A 23,602-nucleotide genomic window follows, 5' to 3' on the forward strand; every position below is an offset into this window, starting at 1 on the left:
TCTCAGCAATAGTAGCGATACATAATAAACAGTGAACAATCAGCATAAAAATAGAGAAAACATTTATTTACCGTTTGGTAAATAAAGTTATCAAGATTGCACTCTTATAGTACGTTCGTTGAGCTAACTTGGGGCAAAGTGTTAATAGGAATAACCTTCCACCTGCGAGGACAAAACAATGGATAAGCTTAGAATTAACGGTCAAAGATTATGGGACAGCCTGATGGAAATGGGCGAGATTGGCGGCACTGAAAAAGGCGGTTGCAATCGCTTAGCCGGCACTGATCTAGACAAGCAAGCTCGAGACTTGTTTTGCGCATGGTGTGAAGCCACCGGATGTGAAATTAGCGTAGATAAGTTCGGTAATATTTTTGCTAAACGCCCGGGCATCAATAACGAACTTCCTTCAGTGGCGACCGGCAGTCACTTAGATACTCAGCCTACTGGCGGAAAGTTCGACGGCGTATTCGGTGTATTATCCGGCGTTGAAGTACTTCGAACCCTACATGAAAACAACATTACTACCCCAACCCCAATTGAAGTCAGCGTTTGGACGAACGAAGAAGGCTCTCGCTTTCAGCCCGCCATGCAAGGCTCTGGTGTTTACGTTGGGCGCTTCGACTTACAAGAAGAATTAGATAAAACCGACGTGAACGGTTTGCGTTTAGGCGATGAACTCGCGCGCATAGGCTACTTAGGTGAAGAAGAATTAGGAAGCCGCAACATAGGCGCATTCTTTGAAGCCCATATCGAGCAAGGCCCTATATTAGAAGATGAAGAAAAACGCATTGGTGTAGTACGTTTAGGCCAAGGTATTCGCTGGTATAACGTAGAAATACAAGGGCAAGAATCTCATTCTGGCACCACGCCAATGCACTTACGCAAAGATGCCATGGTAGCCACAGGTAAAATTGTGGCAGAAATCGAGTCGTTAGCTAATCGTTATGATAACGGCCTTGGAACAGTAGGTTTCATGCAGGTATATCCTAACTCACGTAATACTATTCCAGGAAACGTGAAGTTCAGTGCCGATTTACGCAACCCTAACCCAGATGTGTTGGCCACTATGCATGAAGAGTTTGTGGCTTACTGTGACTCAGTAGCCAAAGAGCGTAACTTAGAAATTACCGTGGATAACTTCTGGTACTTTGCGCCAGTAGAATTTAATGCCTCGGACGATGTAAAAGCAGCCACTGAAAACTTAGGATATTCGCACATGGATATCTACGCGGGTGCTGGTCACGATGCCTGTTACATGGCCGACCTAGTTCCAGCGGGCATGATTTTCACTCCATGTGAAAATGGCATTAGCCACAACGAAATTGAATACTCTAGCCCAGAGCAATGTGCAGATGGTGCAAACGTATTGCTTCATACCATGTTAACCGCCAGCAAGCGTATTGCTGAAGCCGCCGGTGCTTCAATTACTGAAGATGAAGGGGCAAGCGTATGAGTTCAGAAATTAGTGAGGTCACACTCAGTAAATCGGTGACCGAGAGTGATTATTTTAACGAAGACTTAGCGCCGACTAAAATGTCGGAGCGTACTTGGGGTACGGGTAATATCGCCGCACTTTGGGTGGGGATGGCGGTTTGTGTGCCTACCTATACCCTAGGCGGAGTATTAACCACGTACTTTGGTCTGTCGGTCATTGAAGCCTTGTTCACTATTTTGTTGGCGAACATAGTGGTGCTAATTCCGCTTACGTTAAATGCATTTCCAGGGACTAAGTTCGGTATACCTTTTCCGGTGGTACTGCGCTCGTCATTTGGCATTGTAGGCTCTAACATTCCCTGTTTGATTCGGGGGTTTGTCGCCTGCGGCTGGTTTGGCATTCAAACCATGTTTGGCGGCCTGGCCATACATTTGTTTTTATCCTCTATTTCAGACGGCTGGGCACAGCTTGGCGGTCTAGGGGAAGTAATAGGCTTTTTTGCTTTTGGTGCATTAAACGTGTTTATCGTTATTAAAGGGTCAGAGTCAATTAAATGGCTAGAAACCTTAGCAGCTCCCTTGCTATTAATCGTAGGTGCCGGGCTAATCTGGTGGGCAAGCGACAAAGTATCGGTAACCGATGTACTTGCTACTCCTGCCAGTCGTCCCGAAGATGCAGGCTTCTTTAGCTACTTCTTTGCAGGGCTAACTGCCATGGTCGGGTTTTGGGCAACATTGTCGCTGAATATTCCTGATTTCAGCCGTTATGCTAAAAGCCAAAAAGCTCAAGTTACTGGGCAAATCATTGGCTTGCCGCTCACCATGTTCATGTTTGCCGCCCTTGGTGTGTTACTGACTTCAGCCTCTACCACACTGGTAGGTGAAACCGTATCAGATCCCGTTACCTTAATAGGTCATATTGATAGCCCATTTTTTGTGGCCATTGCCATGCTACTTATTATTGTGGCTACCTTATCTACTAACACCGCTGCAAACGTAGTATCGCCTACCAACGACTTTCAAAATATTGCTCCTAAGTACATTAACCACACCCGTGGGGTATTGCTAACTGGCATAGTTGGCGTGTTATTAATGAGTTGGGAGCTATTGAAAAAAGCTGGGCTTATTGAATCTGATGTAAGCGTAGATAGCTTGTACTCAAATTGGCTACTTGGCTATTCAAGCTTACTAGGCCCTATTGCGGGCATTATGATTGTTGATTACTTCCTGATTAGAAAACAAGAGCTAGATGTAGCGGCGCTTTACACCAGCAGTGCTGCCTACCCGAAAGTGAATTGGGCCGGTTTTGTTGCCTTTTTAATTCCAGTAGGTATTACCCTGCTAGCCATAACCGCAGATGTACTAACGTGGTTCTATAGCTACGGTTGGTTTACCGGTTCTATTTCGGGCGCCATCATTTATTACTTTGCTGCAGGCAAGCTAGTTAACACCGTGAACACGAACGTTGGTGAACTAGCAAAAGCTTCATAAATTAAAGCGAACAGGACACAAAAATGGCCATATTATTACGCGGTGGTACCGTAGTTACCCACGAAATGACTTACAAAGCTGATGTACTTTGCGAAGACGGCAAAATTACTAAAATTGGCGAAGACCTTTCAGTAAATGATGTTTCTGTAGAAGGCACTGATGTAGAAATTGTTGATGTATCTGAAAAGCTAATCATGCCGGGTGGCATCGACCCGCATACCCATATGCAACTGCCATTTATGGGCACGGTAGCCGCCGATGACTTTGCTTCTGGTACAGCCGCCGCCCTTGCTGGTGGCACCACGACGATTATCGATTTCGTTATTCCAAGCCCAGGTCAGCCTCTGATGGAAGCGTATCAGCAATGGCGCGATTGGTCTGAAAAATCTATGTCCAACTACACCTTTCATGTGGCAATAACGTGGTGGGATGACAGTGTTCATAAAGACATGGAAACCCTTGCTACCGAATACGGTATTAATAGCTTTAAACACTTTATGGCGTACAAAAACGCCATTATGGCCACCGATGATATTTTGGTATCAAGCTTTACTCGTTGCATGGAGCTAGGTGCTATTGCCACGGTTCATGCTGAAAATGGCGAATTGGTGTACCACTTACAACAGCAATTAATGGATAAAGGGATCACTGGGCCAGAAGCCCATCCGCTATCTCGACCGCCCATGGTTGAAGGCGAAGCGGCTTACCGTGCTATTAGTATTGCTGAAACCCTAGGCGCACCTTTGTATTTAGTGCATTGCTCGGTAGAAGAGTCGGTTGATGCGATTCGTTATGCGCAGCAGCGCGGGCACCACGTTTATGGTGAAGTCTTAGCTGGGCATTTAACAGTAGATGATAGTGTGTATCAAGATGTAAGTTGGGAGCGTGCAGCAGCCCATGTTATGAGCCCGCCGTTTCGTCCTAAAAAGCATCAAGACGTACTATGGAAAGCCTTACAAGCGGGCACGTTACAAACCACCGCTACCGACCACTGCGCTTTTTGTAATGAACAAAAAGCCATGGGTAAAGACAACTTCACTCAAATTCCAAACGGCACTGCCGGGGTAGAAGAACGCTTGGCAGTATTATGGGAAAAAGGCGTTAACGGCGGCAAAATTACCCCTAACGAGTTTGTGGCAGTGACGTCTACCAATGCGGCTAAAATCTTCAATATGTATCCTGCCAAAGGCGCGGTACGGGAAGGCTCCGATGCCGATTTAGTGATATGGGATCCGAAAGGCACAAAAGTGATTTCTGCTGAAACCCATATGTCGAATATTGAAACCAATATTTTCGAAGGTATGGAAATTACAGGTGTGCCCGTTATGACCATTTGTAACGGTAATATCGCGTGGCAAAATGGCGAGTTATTAGCAAAGGCGGGCGATGGTAAATACGTAATGCGCCCCACTTACGCACCGTTTTACCAGTCGCTGCAACGGCGTAAAGCCTTAGCCGAACCTAAAGCGGTAGACCGCACATCAGCGTAAAACGCAGCGTATAGCGTAAATTAAAAAAGAAAAAGGCCAGTCAATTGAAATGACTGGCCTTTCTTTTATCTTCTTTTAAATTAAAAGTGAACAGCGTAAAGCTACACCAGCTGTTGACCTTCCTTATAATATTGCAACGCCGTGGTGCTATCGTGTCTACGCTCACTAATGGCTGACAGCAATAACAGGTCATCTTTGTTCGATTCCATCTTCACGGCTTTTAATAACACTTTCTCCGCTAGAATGTCGTCACCAGCGTTAAACGCGACTCTTCCCAGCGTTGAATATAACTCAACATTTTCGCTGTCTTGTTTAATCCAGCTTTCCAGCAACCGCAGTGAGGGGGCAGCATTCGGAATGTTCAACTGGGTGAAATAGGGAAATAGAGCAGGGTGCGGGCCACGTTTTTGCCACTCTACTAGCAGCGTTTGTGCTTCGGCATGCATGCCTTGTTCAAGCAATTGTTGAATATAAGCCGCGCGATAAGCATCGTCTTGCTTAATTTTACGAGGTAATCCTTCCCAGTGGGTTTTAAGCTCAGCAGCGCCGTTCTTACTGGCAATTTCAGCTAGCTTACCCTTGGCAATTCTCTGTGACCATGCGGTATAATCTTCTTTTGGTAACGCCTTGCGCCAACCACTTAGCTTTTCTTGCAAGATTTGCCATTGACCTTGTTCTGCCATTATCGACGCTTTTAGCTTTATTACTTGCGGATTGTTGGCTTCTTCTTCATCTAAGTTGTCTAGCTTTTCAAGCGCCTCGGTATACTTACCTTCTGTAATATCAATACGTGCCATCACTATAGTGGCAGCAACTTTGGCACTGTCATACTCTGACGCTTGCAGTAAGAAGTAACGGGCTTTTTGTGGGTCATTTTGGCTTTGAGCCACTTGCGCAGCAGCCAAGTAATTTACCCCTTCAAAATCGCCATTGGTGGTTTGGCTTAACGCCTTGTGAGCACTTTTTAAATCGCCCGCCGCTAATGACTGCAAGCCTTGGTAAAAAGCACGCTTACGTTTACGTTCACCTAATGCACCAAACCAGCGGTGAGAACCCGTTACTAGGCTTAACGTCCATAACACCAACTTAGAGATGATATACCAGCTGATAATGGCGCAAATAATGATAATGCAAAAACCAATTAGGCTGGTTTCTATCGCGGTATTACCTAACGAAATGAGTACATAGCCTTTGTCGCCCAAAATCATAGGGCCAACAATAAGCGCAACAATAAATGCGGCCAGTACCGCAAGGGCAATGACTAACCATTTCATAATGCGTTAGCTCCCTGACTGAATGCTTGTTTTACACGAGACTCCAATAACTGCTCTAGCGGCTTTTGTGAAACTAACTGGCTAGGGATTGGTTGTGAAATGTCGGTATCAACAAGGTTATCAAGTGCTGAGATAAAACCAGTAACCTGACTCTTTTCAACATCATAATGCTCTTCAAGCATGGTTTTAGCGTAAAGCAAAGATTGCTCATACAAACCTGAGTCTGCTTTAAGAGCAGCAGACTGAGCATGCATCAACTGCAAGCGAAGCTGTTCTTTCACTAAAAACTGGGCTTGTAATGACATTACCGGTTCAACCGGGCCTTCTAAACTTTTCACTGTTAAAAAGCCATCAACAATGGAGTGCCACACTTTCGCTAGGTTCTCTTTCCAGTCGTCTGCCGATTCAGATAGCTCATTGCTATCAGCATCTGCCTCTACTGGCTTTTCAAAAGTATCTAACGGTAATTTGTCAATTTGCGCCAGCATGCCGGTAAGGGCAAGAGCCACCGAACTTTGAGATACAGGGTTCATTTGTTGAAGGGTTTGAATGTCTTCAGCAAGCTTGGCGCGAACCGGTAATACGGAAGGATCTGCTAGTGATTTTAAACGCTTATCGGCGTTTACTAACAATAAGGTTGCTGTGCGTACATCGTTTTCTAACCACAACTTTCTACCCGCCATGCGAACTAAATAATCAGCCTCGGCTATAAGCCAATCGGCAGGGCGTTGACCTTCCATGCTATTAAGTTGCTGTTGTGTGGCTTCGGCTTGTTGCACTAAGGCACTATTTTGTTGCTGCAATGAATCTACAGCGTCTTTTAGTTCACCGTTCTGCATGTTGAGCATACGCAACGTGTCTGCTGTTTGCTTACGATCGGAAAGCATGTCGTTAACTTGCGCGGTATTTGCCTGTTGAGCTTTAGCAAGGGAATCGCTGCTGCCTTGTTGTTGCATGTAGTACCAATACCCAGCACCAATAATGCCTAGTACTAAAAGGAAAATAACAATAACCACAAACCATAGAAGCTTGGTTCCCGATGATTTTTTCGCTTTTTTCGGCGTGTCTTTAGACGTACCTTTAGGTGAGACGGTATCTGTGCTTGATGCGGTGCTCGCTGACGTCGCTTCTGATGTCGTACTAGATGATTCCACGCTTACCAATTCCCCATTTTGAGGGTCCTTCTCATTCTTGTCAGACATTTAATACTCCCAATTTTCCTTTACCCAGGCAATTAATGCCTGATCGGTGGCGCGGTTGCACACCGAAACGCGTGCTATCCCAAGATTACGTAAACTCGTTGCAACTCGTTCACTTACCGTTAACCAGGGCAACGCTAATAATTGCATACTATGGCTAGAAATAAGCTGTTTTGCCATATTCTCGCTTGTAGCGATAATGCCGCTAACATCGCCAATTTTCCAGACTTTTGTGTAAATTGGGTTTGTAAGTGGCTCTCTTTTATATACACAAAACTCAGTAACCGATATACCTCTGCCGCCTAAAACATGAGCCAGCGTATCCCTGCCACCTTCACCCTTAATAATAACGACTTGTGTACAGTTTGCCTCATTAAGTTGCTGCATGACCAGTATACCTTCGGATGTATGTAGCGAAGGTGTAACAATTTTGAAAGGTAAATTCGCGCTGTGTAGCGCATTGGCTGTGGCATCGCCTACCGCAATTAACGTAGTAGGCGCAGATAACAACGAGACATGGTTGAGTGCATCAAGCGTCGCTGGCACGGCATAAATGCTGGTGACAATAATGCTATTGACGCCGGGCGAGCTCAACAAAAACTGTTGGAGCTCGTTTGCCTTGCTGGGGATGCTTTGAATATCTGATGTAGCAACCCCTACGGCATTAATACCCGCCTGCTCGAAAGCATCTGCACTTGCCTGTAATTTAGGAAGAGGGCGGGTAATCAGCAGCATAAGTTAGTAATAGTATAAGTTAGCAACAACATATATTAGTTATACAATGCGCTAAGAATATCTCCAGCGCCTTGTTCGAGCAGTGCCTCGGCGACTTCTACGCCTATGCTCTTTGCATTTTTTGTAGGGCCTGTGGCAGAAGCAAATAATAAGGTTGAGCCATCAGGCTGTCCCACCATACCGGTTAAGGTTATGCTGTCGCCATCAAGGGTAGCAAAACTGCCGATAGGAACTTGGCAGCCGCCTTCCAAACGTTCGTTCATCGCGCGCTCTGCGCTCACTCGGGTTTGGGTTTCACCGTGGTTCAGCGCTTGAAGTAACGCAATAAGTTCGGCATCGTCATTGCGACACTCAATACCTACAGCCCCTTGCCCTACGGCGGGAAGCGATACCGAAGCCGGCAAACCGGTTTTAATCCGTTCTTCCATGCCCAAACGGATAAGGCCAGCAGAGGCAAGAATGATGGCATCGTATTCGCCTGCATCGAGTTTAGCGAGGCGGGTATTTACATTACCGCGCAAATCTTTAATTTTTAGGTCGGGACGATGCTTACGAATTTGGCATTGGCGGCGAAGACTAGAGGTTCCAACCACAGCACCTTCTGGCAATGCATCTAAATCATCAAAATGGTTTGATACAAAGGCATCAAACGGATTCTCACGTTCGCAAATGGCGTGAAGCCCAAATCCTTCGGGGAATTCAACGGGTACATCCTTCATTGAATGCACCGCAATATCGGCTCTTCCTTCTAGCATGGCAACTTCAAGTTCTTTGATAAACAAGCCCTTACCACCAATTTTTGCCAGCGGCGTATCAAGAATTCGATCACCTTGAGTGCTCATAGGAACCAGCTCAACGACAATTGAATCATGGTGTTCTAACAGTTTCGCTTTCACGTACTCTGCTTGCCATAGCGCTAGTGCGCTTTTGCGAGTGGCGATACGAATTGTTCTCTTAGGTGCTGCTTGCATTATTAATATCCTGTCTAGGGCCTCGTCTAAGGCATAGAACCCAAAGCAATCACATGGCTTTTGCTTAAGGCTTTCGTTCGACTAATAAGTACATTGTACTTAAATCTTGAACTTGCGCACAGGTTTACGGTTGCGAAATTGTGCGTAGAGTGACTATGCTTATTGCAATCATAATATATGGATAAGCCTCCAGTTATATGGATAGTTCCTCATTAAGCCAATTTCTCGAAAATACACATTTAAATGGCGCTGAAGCGAAACGTCGCCGCTTAACGCTGTATTTCATTTCGTATATCGGTGGCACTATTATGGCTGTGCTTGCGGTTAAAAATTTAGCCCGAGGCGATGACTTTCTCGCATTTTGGTTAGGCTTTTTTTCCTTCTCAGTATTTGCTAATGCAGGGTTATCGCACATTTTTAAAAACAATAATATTTTTTACTATATAGCGGGATTGATTGTTGTGATTATGGTGGCGGTAATTACCTTTACAGGAGGCTATCATAATACCGGGTTGCACTTTGTCTACCCGCTCATTTTGATACAAATTATTATAGTGCGTTTTAGGGCGGCTATGTTTTACGTCACTGGTACGGTAGGTGTGGTGGCGCTTATCGTTTATCACCAAGAATCTATTCCCGCGAACTATCGAGCAGAGGACGTATCTCGCTTCCTAATAGCGCTTGGTTGTTTCATTACAGTGGCTTTTATTTCTGAATACTTTTGGCATAAAAGTAGAAAGGAGATGTTGACCGATAATCTAGAGAAGCGACGCCAAGCTAATTCTGACCCACTAACCAAAGTACCGAACAGGCGATTTTTAGAGTCGGTTTACTTTGAGCGAGCAATGAAAAACCCTGCTGATTACTTTCCCTTAAGTGTTGTTGTAGTGGATATCGATTACTTTAAAAAAATAAACGATAACTATGGGCATGATGTGGGAGACAGGGTCTTAATTCACATTGCTACGTTGATGAAAAATGCAATTAGAGCTACCGATGTTGTGTCACGCACAGGGGGGGAGGAATTTTTAATTCTTTACCCCAAAACAACCTTGAGTATGGCCGTAAAGCTGGCTGAAAAAATTCGTCTTGAGATTGAAAGCTCGCCATTCATAGAGGGAGACATTCATCACCCGATCACAGCCAGTTTTGGGGTGGCAACAGCATTAACTGACGCCAATATTAATGCCACGGTTAAGTTGGCTGACGAGCACCTTTACGAAGCGAAAGGTGCGGGTAGGAACCGCGTCATGTAGCGCTATCCCAGAAAGCTACCAAAGCAGCCATTAGATAGAGCTATAAAAGCGAAGCGATTAAGCCCAAAGCCTTTGGTAAAAGTGCCTAGTAAAAGACCTTAGCTCAAAAAGACTAAGCAAGTACCTTTTGTAGCCAAGCTGAAATATCGTTTAACTCTTGCATGCACACATTGTGTTGCATGGTGTAGGTTTGCCAAGTGGCGTTAAAACCATTCTCGGTTAACGTCTTATATGCCGCATTACCCATAAAAATGGGCACGACTTCATCTTGATCGCCATGGGCCATCATAATGGGGATGTCACGATTGATCTCAGTCGCTTCATTGGCTAATAAGTTTGGCTCGCACATATAAGTGGAAAGTGCCAATACACCGGCAAGTTTGTGTGTGAAACGAGGCGCCAAATGAAGTGCAATTACGCCACCTTGAGAGAACCCTGCTAACACAATGCGGTGTGTAGGAATGCCTTTATCTACCTGTTCTTGGATAAGGGCTTCTACTTGACTCGCCGACTCAAGTACACCAGTTAAATCTGCGCGGCTATTGAAATCGAGTGATTTGATGTCGTACCACGCACGCATACGCATGCCACCGTTAATGGTAACGGGGCGTTCTGGCGCGTGGGGGAAAATAAATTTCACTGACATGCTATCAGGTAGCTTTAGCTCAGGTACGATAGGCGCGAAGCCATGACCAGAATCGCCTAAACCATGAAGCCAGATCACGCAGGCATTTGGAGTAGAGCTGGGTTTTTGTTCAACGTACGGCAAAAGTTCTTGCGCCATGTTTGTGTGTTCCTACTTCTTGTATTTTCCTAAAACAGCACGGGTATTAAACGCGCTGTAAACTCATCACACTGTTTGAAGTGTTGGCGCAGGCATCGAGAGTGTGTTTAAACGATTGCTACTACGGCTTAACGGTTCAATATGCTATCATTGCTCCACGAAATCACCATATTTTAAAATATATTTAATACTTTCATGGCATCATTACTCGGTAATTTATTTATACTTGCAGCGCCCTCAGGCGCAGGAAAATCCAGCCTTATAAAGGCGTTAATGGAAAAGTACGCGTCTAATAGCAACAATGCAATGGAAGTGTCAGTGTCCCACACCACGCGTAAACCTAGACCGGGTGAGGTTGATGGGCAGCATTACCACTACGTAAGCCGAGAGCAATTTGAAGCGCTGATTGAACAAGGTGTTTTTTTTGAGTGGGCAGAAGTGTTCGGAAACTATTATGGCACTTCTCGGGTAACCATTGAGCAAACGTTGCATCGTGGCATCGATGTTTTTTTAGATATCGACTGGCAAGGTGCGCGTCAGGTACAAAAGCTCATGCCAGATACCTGCGGTATTTTCATATTGCCCCCTTCAATCGAAGTGTTAGAGCAGCGTTTAACCAATCGTGGGCAAGACAGCGATGAAGTGATTGCCGGTAGAATGAAAGAAGCGGTGGCAGAAATGTCCCACTTTAGTGAGTTTAGTCACGTTATTGTTAACGACGATTTCGCCACTGCGCTTAACGATTTAGAAGCGATTGTGATTTCACAGCGTTTACGAACAATGAAACAACAAATGCGCTATCAGCCTTTATTGGACGAATTGCTCGGATCTGCTTAATATATTGTTTTAAATTCAAACAAACCGCTAGGATCGTGCCCTACAAGGGTGTATACTACGCGGCCGCTTTTTGAATTACTTGATCAACCTAATTTTCGGAGAAATACATGGCCCGCGTAACAGTTGAAGATGCCGTAGATAAAATTGGTAACCGCTTTGATTTGGTTTTGGTAGCTGCTCGTCGTGCTCGCCAAATTGCCACCGAAGGTAAAACTCCAATGGTTGATGTGCAAAACGATAAGCCTACTGTAACTGCACTTCGTGAAATCGAAGAAGGTTTGGTAACTGCTAGCACACTAGAGCAAGACGATTTACGTGATCAGGAACAACAAGAACACGCTGAGTTTTCTTCAGTAGCAAATATTCTTTCTGATCAATAGTTACACCATAAGGGTAACTATTGTATGTTTAGGCGCCAGTGCTTTGAAAAAAGCACTGGCGCTTTGCTTTTTGGGTATTGGCTAAAGGCTCAATTCTACGTATTCTTAAGGTTGTAACGTTAATCAGGAGTCGCACTGGTCCGTGTATTTGTTTGAAGGCTTAAAACAGAAAGTAATAAAGTACTTGCCTGCTGACCGAGTTCAGCTGGTACAAGAGGCGTTTGTGTTGGCGCAAGAAGCCCACGATGGACAAATGCGCTCAAGTGGCGACCCTTATATTACGCACCCTGTTGCTGTTGCCAGTATTCTGGCCGACATGCATTTAGACCATGAAACCCTCATGGCAGCCTTGCTACACGACGTGATTGAAGACACTCATTACAGCCAAGAAGATCTTGCTGGCGCTTTCGGTGAAACCGTTGCTGAGTTGGTGGAAGGGGTCAGTAAGCTAGATAAAATTGCATTTAGCAGTAAGCAAGAAGCACAGGCTGAAAACTTCCGTAAAATGATGATGGCCATGGTGCAAGACATTCGGGTTATTCTGATTAAGCTAGCTGACCGTACCCACAATATGCGTACACTAGGTTCACTTCGCCCTGATAAGCGCCGCCGTATAGCTCTAGAAACCCTTGAAATTTATGCGCCTATTGCCCATCGCTTAGGTATTCACGATATTAAAAATGAGCTAGAAGACCTAGGTTTTCTTGCCATGTATCCCATGCGTCACCGCGCGCTTAAATCGGCGGTTCGCCAAGCCCGTGGTAACCGTAAAGAAATTATCGAAAATATTCGTGAAGAACTCAGCACTCGTTTAGCGGCTTATAAAATTGAGTCGGACGTACTTGGCCGCGAAAAGCACCTGTACTCTATTTACCGTAAAATGCGTAACAAAGAGCTAATGTTCAACGAAGTGATGGACATTTATGCGTTTCGTATTGTGGTCGACTCGGTAGATAATTGTTACCGCTCGTTAGGGGCTATGCATAGCTTGTATAAGCCGATTGAAAACCGTTTTAAAGATTACATTGCCATTCCACGTACCAATGGCTATCAATCATTGCACACCTCGCTTATTGGCCCCCATGGTATTCCGGTAGAAATTCAAATTCGTACCCAAGAAATGGATCAGATGGCAGATAAAGGGGTTGCTGCGCACTGGCTTTATAAAGAGCCTGGCGACAACGGCACTACTGCGCAATTAAGAGCGCGTAAGTGGATGCAATCGTTACTTGAGCTTCAACAGTCTGCCAGTTCATCCTTCGAATTTATTGAATCGGTTAAAACAGATTTATTCCCAGAAGAAATTTACGTATTTACTCCAGATGGCCGCATTATTGAACTGCCTATGGGCGCTACAGCCGTAGATTTCGCGTATGCAGTGCATTCAGATATTGGTAATACCTGTGTAGGTGTGCGGGTAGAGCGCAGAAACTACAGCCTAAGTAAGCCATTACAAAATGGTCAAACCGTAGAAATTATTACCTCGCCTAAAGCTAAACCCAATGCTAATTGGCTAAACTTTGTAGTCAGTGCTCGCGCACGCACTCGTATTCGCCAATATTTGCGTAAACAGCACTCTCAAGAAGCGGTAAACATGGGTAACCGCTTACTGCGCCATGCCTTAGGTGAAGTGAAGCTGGACGATATTCCAGAGGCCGATATTGAACGGGTAGTGGCTGAAACTAAGCACGACGACTTTGATTCTTTACTTATCGATATAGGCTTGGGTAACGAGCTAAGCGCTATTGTTGCCCGCAGATTGCTAGGTGAAAACACAGACTTACCAGAGAAGAAAGGTAACGTAGCTATTCGTGGTACCGAAGGCCTATTGGTGCATTATGCCCGTTGTTGTCACCCTATTCCTGACGATGAAATTGTGGCGGTGTTAAGCCCAGGTCGTGGTATGACGATTCACCAAATTGGTTGCAACAACATTCGTAAGCTTTCAAAAGAAGAGCCTCAGCGCGTATTACCAATGCGTTGGGACGATGAACCTCAAGGTGAATTTAAAGCCTCGCTGCGAATTGAACTGTTTAATCATCAGGGGACCCTTGCTACCCTAACGAACACAATTTCTGGTTGCGATTCCAATATTATTGGACTGCAAACAGAAGAAAAAGAGAGTAATATCTACTTTATCGACATCGAAATTACCACGCAAAATCGCGTACATTTGGCAAGAGTGATGAAAAAAATCCGCACCATGCCAGAGGTTCAGAAAGTGTCACGTCATAGTCAGTCCAGACACTAACTTTTTAAAAATTTTTAGGATCCATTATGTCTAAGTCTATTATTCAGACCGATAAGGCACCTGCCGCTATTGGTACTTACAGTCAAGCAGTTAAGGCTGGCACTACGGTCTATCTTTCAGGCCAAATTCCTTTGGTTGCAGAAACCATGGAAATGGTGTCAGAAGACTTCGCTGAACAAGCGGTACAGGTTTTTGAAAACTTAAAAGCCGTGTGTGATGCCGCTGGTGGCACCACCAACGACTTGGTAAAAGTGAACATCTTTCTTATCGATTTAGGTCACTTTGCTACGGTTAATGAAATTATGAGCCGTTACTTCAACAAGCCATACCCGGCTCGTGCTGCAGTACAAGTTTCTGCATTGCCTAAAGGCGCACAAATTGAAATCGACGGCGTGATGGAATTGCCGGAGTAAGCAATGTCGCCCGAGCGCTACCTTCGCATTCGTAGTGCGTTGGCAAAAAGGCAAACCGACCTTACGGTTTGCCTTGAAAATGTACACAAACCCCATAATGTATCGGCGGTAGTTCGTACCTGTGATGCCATTGGTATTCACCGTGTTCACACCGTGTGGGAAGAGAAATATCAGTTTCGTGGCGACACCGCCATGGGCAGCCAGCAATGGGTTCGCCAAACTAATCACGACAGTTTAGGTAATGCTATAGGTGCGCTAAAGCAGCAGGGTATGCAGGTATTAGTCACTCACTTATCTGATACTGCGGTGGGCTTTCGTGAAGTTGATTACACCAAACCTACCGCGATTATTTTTGGGCAGGAACGTTACGGTGCTACCGATGAAGCCATTGCCATGGCCGATCAGGATATCATCATCCCTATGGCAGGCATGGTGCAGTCGTTGAATGTGTCTGTAGCGGCAGCACTTGTGCTTTATGAAGCGCAGCGCCAACGTGAACTGGCAGGCATGTATGATGTTGAGCATTTACCGGAAGAAGAATGTCAAAAACTCTTGTTTGAAAGGGGTTACCCAAGGCTGTGCGCCTTAAGTAAAACGAAGGGGGTTCCATACCCTGCGATTGATGATATTGGCCGCATTGATGCACCAGCAAGTTGGTGGAAGCAAATGCAGCTAACGCCTGAAGCGTTACACGCCCTATCTGACAATGACGAGACACTGTCTACGCGCGCCTAGCCTGCTCATACTTATAGTACCTGTCATACTGGTCTTAAACCATACTCGCCAAGCTTCTCGCAATCTATTACACTTCGTTTCTAATAAATGATTGCTTTCATTACCCTAATGAAATCATACGCTTGTTTTAAGGAATGTCGGTCAAATGCAAACTCTTGCCACCACGCCCATCACCGCCCTAAAAGGGGTAGGCGCTAAAGTGGCCGAAAAGCTGGCTAAAATTGGCTTATTTACCTTACAAGACGTGCTGTTTCACCTGCCGCTACGTTATGAAGACAGAACTCGGATTTACAGTGTGGCCGAGTGCCGCCCGTTTACCCATGTTAGTGTACAGGGCGAAGTAAAAAGCGCCGACATTCAATACGGCAAAAAACGCATGTTAGTGGTGAAGCTAAGCGATGGCACAGGCACTATTACTTTACGCTTTTTTCACTTTGGGGCAGTACAACGCACGATGATGACGCCGGGCAATGTTATTCGTTGCTTTGGTGAAGTTCGCACCGGTAAGTGGGGCATTGAAATGATGCACCCTGAATTCAAACTCATTGATGAAGACGCGCCGCTTGAAGCAGAATCTCTAACACCTGTTTACCCCACCACCGAAGGGGTAAAGCAACTTACCTTGCGAAATTTAACCGACCAAGCCCTTAAAATGTTAGATAAAGGCGCACTGGCCGACTTACTGCCTGAAGGCATGTACAGCGACCAGATAAGCCTAAACGAAGCATTACATGCAGTGCATCGGCCAGCCCCCGATACCGATGTGCACGAAATGGAAGAAGGGCTTCATCCTGCTCAGTACCGGTTAATTCTAGAAGAGCTTTTGTCACACCATTTAAGTGTACTCAAAGTACGTAAGCTTTCAGATGCACAGCCCGGTATTAACATAAAGGTAGACAAACCTCTTATCGAAAAGATGTTGGCGCAGCTGCCATTTTCACCCACAGGGGCACAACAGCGGGTTGTGGCTGATATTCAGCAAGACATGCAACACCCCAGGCCTATGATGCGCTTAGTACAAGGCGACGTGGGCTCAGGGAAAACCTTAGTAGCAGCTCTAGCTGCGCTATCCGCTATTGGCGCAGGTCATCAAGTAGCATTAATGGCGCCTACCGAATTGCTTGCCGAACAACATGCGAACAACTTTCGCGAATGGTTTGCACCGCTGGGCATAGAAATCGGGTGGTTAGCCGGTAAGCTTAAAGGCAAAGCCCGCACCGAAGTATTGTCGCGGCTTGAAAGTGGCGACGTGCAAATGTTGGTAGGCACCCATGCTATATTTCAAGAAAGCGTGACATACCAACAACTCGCCTTGGTGATTGTGGATGAACAACACCGATTTGGTGTGCATCAGCGCCTTGCGCTTCGCGATAAAGGTGAACAACAAGGGCGATACCCTCACCAGTTAATTATGACAGCAACCCCTATACCTAGAACGCTGGCCATGACCGCCTATGCCGACCTAGACACATCTATTATTGATGAACTACCCCCAGGGCGAACCCCAGTAACCACGGTGGTGTTACCTGACTCACGTCGAGCCGATGTGATTGAGCGAGTTCGCACGGCGTGCAAAGCAAATGGCAGGCAAGCCTACTGGGTTTGTACCCTTATTGATGAGTCGGAAGTATTGGAATGCCAAGCGGCTGAAGATGCTGCGGTTATTCTTCGCACCGCATTACCTGAACTTAACGTAGGTTTAGTGCATGGACGCTTGAAGCCTGCTGAAAAACTACAAGTCATGGCCGATTTTAAAGCTGGTGAGCTCGATTTGTTAGTCGCCACCACGGTAATTGAAGTAGGGGTAGATGTTCCTAACGCTAGTATTATGATTATTGAGAACCCTGAACGGTTAGGTTTAGCCCAATTGCATCAGCTTCGAGGCCGAGTAGGGCGTGGCGCAGTAGAAAGCCAATGTGTACTCATGTACCAAAGCCCCTTGTCTAAAACGGCAACTCAGCGATTAAGCGTACTGCGTGAGTCTAATGATGGGTTTTATATTGCGCAGCGAGACTTGGAAATTCGTGGCCCAGGGGAGTTTATGGGTACTCGTCAAACCGGCATGGCAGAGCTTAAAATTGCTGATTTAGTGAGAGACGCCGCGCTTATTCCCAAAGTACAAGAAATTGCGTATACCTTATGGGAACAATATCCTTCCCACGCACAAGCGATTATCAACCGCTGGATAGGGCATAAGGAGCAATATGGCCATGCTTAGTACTCTGCCTCTAGTGATTGCTAGCACCGAAATTGATGCGAATTTTGAAAGCGACAAAGCCCTCGCCCTGACTATCAGTGGAAACTGGGGTTTTCCTATTGATGAAAAACCTGTTGAAGGTTTTTACTTGCAGGTTAACGACAATGTACTTGGGCTTGCAGATGCAAACGAAAAGAAAACCCTGCCTGTTGTGGTAGATTTTGCTTCTCCTGCCAGTTTATATCGCAAAGCCCATGGCGGTGGCAGAAAAGAACCTATCGTGAAAGCCATCGGGTTTAAAGGCAATACGCTTAAAAGTACTGATTTTAAAAATACTGATCTCAAAAGTTCAGGGCCATGGCATGTAGTAGACGCTACGCCGGGTTTAGGAAGAGATGCTTTTGTGTTGATAAGCGTAGGCTGCAAGGTCACTATGATTGAGCGTTCGCCAATTGTAGCGGCGTTGCTTGAAGATGGTATTCGACGTTTAAAAACTGCCTACCCAGAGCTTGCAGATCGATTCGCACTACAACATGGAAATAGTGCCAATGTAATGCAATACTGGAATGGTGAGAACGTAGATGCGATTTACTTAGACCCTATGTTTCCGCACAAAAAGAAATCAGCCTTGGTGAAGAAGGAAATGCGATTGTTTCAACAATTGCTTGGGCACGACCCCGACGCCGACGCCTTACTCGCGCCCGCGTTGGCATTAGCGTCGTCTAGAGTAGTGGTGAAACGGCCTAACAGCGCAGCAGTGTTAGCCGGAAACAATCCATCAATGGCAATAGAAAGTAAAAAACATAGATTCGATGTGTATTTACGTCAAAAATCCTAGGAGAGCAGCATGATAGAAGTAGGTAGCACCTTGCCAGAGGTGGATTTCAGCCTTTTAGTAAATGGTGAGATGACAAACCCCGGCACTGCCGAGCTTTTTAACGACAAGCGTGTAGTAATGTTTGCAGTGCCTGGCGCATTTACGCCAACCTGCTCTCAAGCACATTTACCAGGCTATGTCGCATTGGCAGACAAAATCAAAGCAAAAGGCGTAGACACGGTTATTTGCTTATCGGTAAACGATGCATTTGTAATGGATGCATGGGGTAAGATGAACAACGCTGAAGAGATTATGATGCTGGCAGATGGCAACGGTCACTTCACTAAGCAAATTGGCTTAGACATGAATACCAGTGACTTTGGTGGCCTGCGTTCTATGCGTTACGCCATGTTAGTTGAAGACTGCGTAGTGAAAAAAATCAGTGTAGAAGATCCAGGTCGCTTTGAAGTAAGTGATGCTGAAAGCATGCTAAAAAGCTTGTAACAGTAAGTGTAGTAGTTAGCACTAAACCTATCGAAAGGCTTGAGCATAATGTGAAGTGATGCTCAGGCCTTTTTTTGATCGCAAAATTTACCAACCACGCTCAGTTTGCCAGCCTAAGTTAGTCAACGTCATAAAAATATCAATAGCTTTTTACGATTGCTTCGCATCAATAAAGTTGATCGCATCGTGTCGTTAAAATGTAATATAACTATGCTGTAAACAGCCAGTAAATGGCGGTTATACGATGAATTGCTTAACGCTACTTTCACTGAAAACACCGTGGTTACTGACTTTAAAGCCAATTTGGTAATGCGAAAGTATGACATAATCATACGTCGAGTTACCTTTACTTAATTAATGATAATAAGTATCATTTGCATAATTAAAAGCGTACTAGGAAAAATGATGACAACAACACTTAAGAAGCTAAGTGCCTCGGTATTAGTATTAGCAGTGACCTTTTCATTCGGCACAAGCAGCGCCTTTGCAAATGGTGTGATCAGCGAACATGTAAACAACCTTCAGGCTCATATTGGTGAGTACACGGAAGAAGTACACTGGTTAGAAGAAAAATTCGGCAGTGTTGTAGATGCTTACGAAAAAGACAGCAAGAACGTAGACACAGACGCACTCATTGAATATTGGGAAGAAGTCGATTTTCATTCTGCTATCGAAACCCAGTACGTGCCTGTTTACGCATCTATCTGGCAAGGTATCTATGGCATTAAAATGGGTATCGAAAACGGTAAATCAGTAGAAGATGTTCGCGCAGAGCAAACCAAACTTAATCAAGCCTTGTGGCAAGCGTTAGGCGCAGTTAAACTTGCGTCACAGTATCAAAAGCAGGGTTTGGTTGCCAAAGTACAAACCACTGAAGTTGAACCAACTACAGCGCCTGAAGTTATCGACGATATTAAAAAGCGTTTAGATCGCGTGGTGGCTAAGTCGGCAGAGCAACTAACTGAAGTTGCCACTACATTGGTTCACGATACTTACTTACAGCGTTTTGAAGGGGTAGAAGGGGCGTTAATTGAATTAGACGCTGACCTAGTTGAAGACTTAGAGAAAGACTTCAACGTAACCCTTCCACAAGCAATTACTGGCGGTAAAGGTGTAGAAGCGGTGCGTGGCGTAGTGGAAACTATGCAAACGAAATTAGATCGCGCTCGTTCCTTGTTAGTAGAAGCAGAAAAAAGTCGTAAAGACGTTTTCTAAGGAATAGTTTTTTCAAATGCAACGTAGAACATTTTTACAAGGTTTAGCCGCCGCAGGTGCGTTAGGTAGTTTACCTATCAGCAGTTTGAGCTTTGCCAACACTATCGCAAGTGTGTCGGTAGAATCACTGCCTAAGTTGGAAGGTGATCTCACCCTTTATTTGGGGCGTGGTGAAGGTGGTTTGTATGAAAATGTGCTCGATGCCATTAAAAAACGAAATCCAAAGCTTAACTTAAAAATTAGGCGCGGCGCTTCAGCCGCGTTAGCTAACACCCTTGCTGCGGAAGCAAAAGCTGGGGTGAAACGCGCCGATTTATTTTGGGCAGTAGATACCGGTAGCATCGGCATGGTAACCGACTCAGGTTTAGCTAAGCCGTTACCTACCGACTTAACCACCCAATTGAAAGACGGTTTCCAGTATCCTAGTTGGACACCGGTTACCGGCCGTATTCGTACGTTGCCGTATAACACAGAACGTGTAACACCTGACCAAATTCCCGATAGCGTAATGGCCTTAGCCGATAGTGATTTAGCACTAGGCTGGGCACCTGCGTATGCATCGTTCCAGTCATTTGTTACCGCTATGCGCATTTTAGAAGGCGAAAAGGCTACGGCCGATTGGCTTAAAGGCGTTAATAGCAAAGCGAAAAAATACGCAGGCGAACTTGGCGTAGTGATGGGCGTTGAACGAGGCGAAGTGGATATGGGCTTTGCAAACCATTACTACACACTGCGTTTAAAGGCCGGTAAGCCAAACGCGAATGTTGCTCTTGCCTATACGCAAAACGATGCAGGCTGCTTAGTGAATGCCTCTGGTATTGTGGCGTTAAGCGAGGGTGATTTACCTGTGAACTTCATTCGCTATTTACTTAGCCGTGAAGTGCAAGGTTATTTGGCAAGCGAAGCGTATGAAATTCCGCTGGTACAGGGGGTAACACCACCGCAAGGTTTACCTGCATTATCTGAAATATCACCGCCGGATATGGATCTTCGAAAACTAGCAGATTTACGCCCTACGCTTAACCTTATGCGAAAAGTCGGGGTGCTGTGAGCAACTGGCCAAAGTCGTACCCGCTGGCTCTAATTATCGCGTTAATGGCATTGTTGCCAGTAGGCGTTTTATTTTCGTTAGCATCAGATAGCGCAGAAATCTTCGACACCCACAATTTGCGCGTACTCGGGAATACCGTATCTCTTATGGTGTTAACCATTATTGGCTCGGTGCTAATAGGCGTGCCGTTAGCGCTGTTTACTGCCTATGTTCAAATGCCCTTCAAGCGGTTTTGGTTAATTTTATTAGCCGCGCCCTTAGCTTTACCCAGTTATATTGGCGCCTTTGCCATGTACTTTTCATTTGGTCGTGGCGGCGAAATAGAAAACGTTTTAGGTATTTCCACTCCCAGTATTGATGGCCTATGGGGTTCAGCGCTGGTTATGTCGTTGTACACCTATCCTTTTGTGATGATGACCACACGGGCATCGTTACTAAGCCTTGATGCCAGCCTAATAAACGCGGCTCGCACCCTTGGCGTATCTTTATACACCAGCTTATGGCGTGTGGTATTGCCCCGCGTCGCGACCAGTATTGCTGCCGGTGCCTTATTAGCTGCACTTTACGCTCTGTCTGATTTCGGTACGCCTGCCATCATGGGGTTAGACACGTTCACTCGGGTTATATTTGTTGAATACAATGCCTTTGGCTTAAGCCAAGCTGCCATGCTGAGCTTGCAGCTAATGGTGATTGTAGGATTAATCTTATTTATAGAAAGTCGAATTAGCGGCGCTAAAGAACGCCCCGGTAGGCATTTAAGTCTATGGCCAGCACGTTGGCAGTGTAACCTTATGTTACTAGCTGCAATGCCTATATTATTGCTGGCAATTGTATTGCCTCTAGCGGTATTTACCCTGTGGTTAATACGGGAAGGGACCGGTGGGTTTGAATTCAGCTATGCATGGAATTCGGCTTATGCTTCATTCTTGGCGGCGATTGTGGCGGTTATTCTAGCCATACCCGTTGCCCAAGCGGCTATTGCAGGCAAAGCCGGCCGTTTAATGGAACGCATTACTTATTTTGGTTTCGGCGTACCCGGTATCGTAATGGGTACCGCGTTGGTTTATGTCGGACTTCAGTTGCCCTACCTATATCAAACTTTGGGTTTGTTGGTAATGGCGTATGTACTGCGGTTTATCCCCCTCGCTGTGGGCAGTGTGCGTAGTACCGCAGAAAATTTAGATACTGGATTAGTGAAAGCGGCGCGAGTATTAGGTGCAAGCCCTCGTGAAGCATTTATGCGCATTACCTTGCCACTTACCCTAAGAGGCATGATAGCCGGTGCCGCGCTGGTGTTTTTAGAAGCCATGCGAGAACTACCTGCCACTCTAATGTTAGGGCCCACAGGGTTTGAAACTCTAGCCACCTACATGTGGCGAGTATACGAAGCAGGTTATTTTGGCCGCGCAGCTGTTCCAGGTTTATTGCTGGTATTGCTATCAGGCTTTGGATTAATATTAATGCTTTCTGGCGAACGCCGCGCCCAGTTTACCGTTTCCGAGGATGAACGTAGTTAATGCTTAAAGTTAGTGAGTTGTCAGTTGATTATGGTGCTACCCGTGTAGTGAATAAGCTAAACCTAGCATTAGGTTCAGACGAAATTCTTATGCTGGTGGGTCCAACAGGCTGCGGTAAAACCACTATTTTACAGGCATTAGCTGGACTTATTCCTATTTCAGAAGGGCAAATGACCTTAGGGAATTGGACCGCCACACCTAAGAAAACTGTTCCCCCTGAAAAACGTAATGTGGGTATGGTGTTTCAAGATTTCGCCCTGTTTCCCCATTTAACCGTTCAGCAAAATGTCTGCTTTCGATTAAAAGACACTAAACTTGCCGATCACTGGTTGAAGCTTCTCGGTCTTGAAAATTTTCGTGATGCCAAGCCTGCTCGCTTATCCGGTGGTCAGAAACAACGAGTTGCGCTAGCCCGCACCTTGGCACACGAACCCGCTTTCGTGTTGCTAGATGAACCGCTTTCAAACCTAGATGCCGCCTTAAAAGACAGCCTTCGTTGGGAAATACGTGATGCCCTTAAAACCGCCGGTGTACCTGCTATTTGGGTAACTCACGACCAAGAAGAAGCGTTAAGCGTAGGTGATAGAGTCGGTATTTTAAACAAAGGTGTACTAGAGCAACTTGCTACCCCAGAAGCTTGTTATTCAGAGCCTGCTAGCCGATTTGTGGCCCGCTTTATGGGTGAAGCTAGCTTCGTTCCCGGTACTTTCACGAACGATACTGTCACCACGGAAATTGGCACAGTGCCCGGTACCTCAGTAGATGGTGCTACCGGCAAAGTGGATTTGTTGGTGCGCCCCGATGATTTAAGTTTAAGTGCGCAGCATGAATCACCCAATGGCACCGTAGATTGGGTGCGTTACGAAGGCGAAAGCCGCCTATATGCCGTAACCCTAGACAGTGGCAGCCAATTGAAAGTACGAGTAAGCCACGAAAACGCTATCAAACCTGGTGCTAGAGCACACATGGCGCTAATTACTACGCACCCATTAGCGGTGTTTGCGCAAGCATAAGTCTTCGCACTTAAAGATTAAAAACCCCTAACTACCAA

21 protein-coding genes are annotated in these 23,602 nt (G+C 45.7%); 16 read left to right on the top strand and 5 right to left on the bottom strand.

Going from position 1 to position 23,602, the window contains the following annotated elements:
- The first annotated feature begins 178 nt into the window (after positions 1 to 178).
- From AV939_RS00785 to hydA, 3 genes are read left to right on the top strand one after another with little or no spacing between them, the layout of a single operon-like run.
- Complete coding sequence (locus AV939_RS00785) at positions 179 to 1,453, top strand: Zn-dependent hydrolase (protein WP_061996829.1); 1,275 nt, start codon at positions 179 to 181, stop codon at positions 1,451 to 1,453.
- Positions 1,450 to 2,925, top strand: a complete 1,476-nt coding sequence (locus AV939_RS00790) for an NCS1 family nucleobase:cation symporter-1 (RefSeq protein WP_061996831.1) — start codon at positions 1,450 to 1,452, stop codon at positions 2,923 to 2,925. Before AV939_RS00785 ends, AV939_RS00790 begins: the two co-directional genes overlap by 4 nt.
- Before the next feature lie 23 nt (positions 2,926 to 2,948).
- The gene (hydA, locus tag AV939_RS00795) at positions 2,949 to 4,415 is read left to right on the top strand and encodes a dihydropyrimidinase (protein ID WP_057794807.1); all 1,467 of its coding nucleotides are present in this window, start codon (positions 2,949 to 2,951) and stop codon (positions 4,413 to 4,415) included.
- Between the two features lie 101 nt (positions 4,416 to 4,516).
- Here hydA and AV939_RS00800 read toward each other — a convergent pair whose 3' ends face one another.
- From AV939_RS00800 to hemC, 4 genes are read right to left on the bottom strand one after another with little or no spacing between them, the layout of a single operon-like run.
- Complete coding sequence (locus AV939_RS00800; RefSeq protein WP_061996833.1) at positions 4,517 to 5,689, bottom strand: heme biosynthesis HemY N-terminal domain-containing protein; 1,173 nt, start codon at positions 5,687 to 5,689, stop codon at positions 4,517 to 4,519.
- Positions 5,686 to 6,891 carry a uroporphyrinogen-III C-methyltransferase gene (locus AV939_RS00805; protein WP_061996835.1) on the bottom strand — a complete coding sequence of 402 codons (1,206 nt, stop codon included), beginning with the start codon at positions 6,889 to 6,891 and terminating at the stop codon, positions 5,686 to 5,688. The genes AV939_RS00800 and AV939_RS00805 overlap by 4 nt, the downstream gene beginning before the upstream one ends.
- Positions 6,892 to 7,623, bottom strand: a complete 732-nt coding sequence (locus AV939_RS00810) for a uroporphyrinogen-III synthase (RefSeq protein WP_061996837.1) — start codon at positions 7,621 to 7,623, stop codon at positions 6,892 to 6,894. It abuts the gene before it with no gap.
- Between the two features lie 35 nt (positions 7,624 to 7,658).
- Entirely contained in the window at positions 7,659 to 8,594 is a 936-nt protein-coding gene (gene hemC / locus AV939_RS00815; RefSeq protein WP_061996839.1) for a hydroxymethylbilane synthase, read from the bottom strand.
- A 197-nt stretch (positions 8,595 to 8,791) separates the two neighbouring features.
- Here hemC and AV939_RS00820 point away from each other — a divergent pair, with 197 nt between their 5' ends.
- Entirely contained in the window at positions 8,792 to 9,850 is a 1,059-nt protein-coding gene (locus tag AV939_RS00820) for a GGDEF domain-containing protein (RefSeq protein WP_061996841.1), read from the top strand.
- A 112-nt stretch (positions 9,851 to 9,962) separates the two neighbouring features.
- Here AV939_RS00820 and AV939_RS00825 read toward each other — a convergent pair whose 3' ends face one another.
- Positions 9,963 to 10,634 (bottom strand): alpha/beta hydrolase, encoded by a 672-nt coding sequence (locus AV939_RS00825; protein ID WP_061996843.1) that lies wholly within the window; start codon positions 10,632 to 10,634, stop codon positions 9,963 to 9,965.
- 195 nt (positions 10,635 to 10,829) lie between these two features.
- On the opposite strand from AV939_RS00825, the gene gmk reads away from it, so the two are divergent.
- The 12 genes from gmk (at position 10,830) to AV939_RS00890 (ending at position 23,564) form a co-directional block, all read left to right on the top strand.
- Positions 10,830 to 11,471, top strand: a complete 642-nt coding sequence (gene gmk, locus AV939_RS00830) for a guanylate kinase (RefSeq protein ID WP_057794793.1) — start codon at positions 10,830 to 10,832, stop codon at positions 11,469 to 11,471.
- Between the two features lie 107 nt (positions 11,472 to 11,578).
- A complete protein-coding gene (rpoZ, locus tag AV939_RS00835) occupies positions 11,579 to 11,851 on the top strand; it encodes a DNA-directed RNA polymerase subunit omega (RefSeq protein WP_057794791.1) in 273 nt (90 codons plus the stop codon).
- A gap of 142 nt (positions 11,852 to 11,993) precedes the next feature.
- A complete protein-coding gene (gene spoT / locus AV939_RS00840; RefSeq protein ID WP_061996845.1) occupies positions 11,994 to 14,102 on the top strand; it encodes a bifunctional GTP diphosphokinase/guanosine-3',5'-bis pyrophosphate 3'-pyrophosphohydrolase in 2,109 nt (702 codons plus the stop codon).
- Positions 14,103 to 14,128: 26 nt separating this feature from the next.
- Positions 14,129 to 14,515, top strand: a complete 387-nt coding sequence (locus AV939_RS00845; protein WP_057794787.1) for a RidA family protein — start codon at positions 14,129 to 14,131, stop codon at positions 14,513 to 14,515.
- 3 nt (positions 14,516 to 14,518) lie between these two features.
- On the top strand, positions 14,519 to 15,250 hold the full coding sequence (gene trmH / locus AV939_RS00850; RefSeq protein WP_061996847.1) for a tRNA (guanosine(18)-2'-O)-methyltransferase TrmH: 732 nt from the start codon (positions 14,519 to 14,521) through the stop codon (positions 15,248 to 15,250).
- A 145-nt stretch (positions 15,251 to 15,395) separates the two neighbouring features.
- Complete coding sequence (gene recG, locus AV939_RS00855; RefSeq protein ID WP_061996849.1) at positions 15,396 to 17,468, top strand: ATP-dependent DNA helicase RecG; 2,073 nt, start codon at positions 15,396 to 15,398, stop codon at positions 17,466 to 17,468.
- A complete protein-coding gene (locus AV939_RS00860) occupies positions 17,461 to 18,285 on the top strand; it encodes a class I SAM-dependent methyltransferase (protein WP_061998143.1) in 825 nt (274 codons plus the stop codon). The genes recG and AV939_RS00860 overlap by 8 nt, the downstream gene beginning before the upstream one ends.
- A gap of 9 nt (positions 18,286 to 18,294) precedes the next feature.
- Positions 18,295 to 18,768, top strand: a complete 474-nt coding sequence (locus AV939_RS00865) for a peroxiredoxin (RefSeq protein WP_057794783.1) — start codon at positions 18,295 to 18,297, stop codon at positions 18,766 to 18,768.
- Positions 18,769 to 19,173: 405 nt separating this feature from the next.
- On the top strand, positions 19,174 to 19,983 hold the full coding sequence (locus AV939_RS00875) for a hypothetical protein (RefSeq protein WP_061996851.1): 810 nt from the start codon (positions 19,174 to 19,176) through the stop codon (positions 19,981 to 19,983).
- Positions 19,984 to 19,999: 16 nt separating this feature from the next.
- The gene (locus AV939_RS00880) at positions 20,000 to 21,034 is read left to right on the top strand and encodes an extracellular solute-binding protein (RefSeq protein ID WP_057794778.1); all 1,035 of its coding nucleotides are present in this window, start codon (positions 20,000 to 20,002) and stop codon (positions 21,032 to 21,034) included.
- Positions 21,031 to 22,551, top strand: coding sequence for an ABC transporter permease (locus AV939_RS00885; protein ID WP_082604994.1), 1,521 nt, complete (start codon positions 21,031 to 21,033; stop codon positions 22,549 to 22,551). The genes AV939_RS00880 and AV939_RS00885 overlap by 4 nt, the downstream gene beginning before the upstream one ends.
- Entirely contained in the window at positions 22,551 to 23,564 is a 1,014-nt protein-coding gene (locus tag AV939_RS00890; protein WP_057794776.1) for an ABC transporter ATP-binding protein, read from the top strand. The genes AV939_RS00885 and AV939_RS00890 overlap by 1 nt, the downstream gene beginning before the upstream one ends.
- Positions 23,565 to 23,602 lie beyond the last annotated feature (38 nt).

It is taken from the genome of Alteromonas sp. Mac1 (genome assembly GCF_001562125.1).
In the GTDB taxonomy this organism is placed as follows: Bacteria; Pseudomonadota; Gammaproteobacteria; order Enterobacterales; family Alteromonadaceae; genus Alteromonas; species Alteromonas stellipolaris.

What these genes read in the sequence shown, in the direction of transcription:
- AV939_RS00785 (WP_061996829.1), top strand. Translation starts at nt 179, where the DNA reads ATGGATAAGCTTAGAATTAACGGTCAAAGATTATGGGACAGCCTGATG.
- AV939_RS00790 (WP_061996831.1), top strand. Translation starts at nt 1,450, where the DNA reads ATGAGTTCAGAAATTAGTGAGGTCACACTCAGTAAATCGGTGACCGAG.
- hydA (WP_057794807.1), top strand. Translation starts at nt 2,949, where the DNA reads ATGGCCATATTATTACGCGGTGGTACCGTAGTTACCCACGAAATGACT.
- AV939_RS00800 (WP_061996833.1), bottom strand. Translation starts at nt 5,689, where the DNA reads ATGAAATGGTTAGTCATTGCCCTTGCGGTACTGGCCGCATTTATTGTT.
- AV939_RS00805 (WP_061996835.1), bottom strand. Translation starts at nt 6,891, where the DNA reads ATGTCTGACAAGAATGAGAAGGACCCTCAAAATGGGGAATTGGTAAGC.
- AV939_RS00810 (WP_061996837.1), bottom strand. Translation starts at nt 7,623, where the DNA reads ATGCTGCTGATTACCCGCCCTCTTCCTAAATTACAGGCAAGTGCAGAT.
- hemC (WP_061996839.1), bottom strand. Translation starts at nt 8,594, where the DNA reads ATGCAAGCAGCACCTAAGAGAACAATTCGTATCGCCACTCGCAAAAGC.
- AV939_RS00820 (WP_061996841.1), top strand. Translation starts at nt 8,792, where the DNA reads ATGGATAGTTCCTCATTAAGCCAATTTCTCGAAAATACACATTTAAAT.
- AV939_RS00825 (WP_061996843.1), bottom strand. Translation starts at nt 10,634, where the DNA reads ATGGCGCAAGAACTTTTGCCGTACGTTGAACAAAAACCCAGCTCTACT.
- gmk (WP_057794793.1), top strand. Translation starts at nt 10,830, where the DNA reads ATGGCATCATTACTCGGTAATTTATTTATACTTGCAGCGCCCTCAGGC.
- rpoZ (WP_057794791.1), top strand. Translation starts at nt 11,579, where the DNA reads ATGGCCCGCGTAACAGTTGAAGATGCCGTAGATAAAATTGGTAACCGC.
- AV939_RS00845 (WP_057794787.1), top strand. Translation starts at nt 14,129, where the DNA reads ATGTCTAAGTCTATTATTCAGACCGATAAGGCACCTGCCGCTATTGGT.
- trmH (WP_061996847.1), top strand. Translation starts at nt 14,519, where the DNA reads ATGTCGCCCGAGCGCTACCTTCGCATTCGTAGTGCGTTGGCAAAAAGG.
- recG (WP_061996849.1), top strand. Translation starts at nt 15,396, where the DNA reads ATGCAAACTCTTGCCACCACGCCCATCACCGCCCTAAAAGGGGTAGGC.
- AV939_RS00860 (WP_061998143.1), top strand. Translation starts at nt 17,461, where the DNA reads ATGCTTAGTACTCTGCCTCTAGTGATTGCTAGCACCGAAATTGATGCG.
- AV939_RS00865 (WP_057794783.1), top strand. Translation starts at nt 18,295, where the DNA reads ATGATAGAAGTAGGTAGCACCTTGCCAGAGGTGGATTTCAGCCTTTTA.
- AV939_RS00875 (WP_061996851.1), top strand. Translation starts at nt 19,174, where the DNA reads ATGACAACAACACTTAAGAAGCTAAGTGCCTCGGTATTAGTATTAGCA.
- AV939_RS00880 (WP_057794778.1), top strand. Translation starts at nt 20,000, where the DNA reads ATGCAACGTAGAACATTTTTACAAGGTTTAGCCGCCGCAGGTGCGTTA.
- AV939_RS00890 (WP_057794776.1), top strand. Translation starts at nt 22,551, where the DNA reads ATGCTTAAAGTTAGTGAGTTGTCAGTTGATTATGGTGCTACCCGTGTA.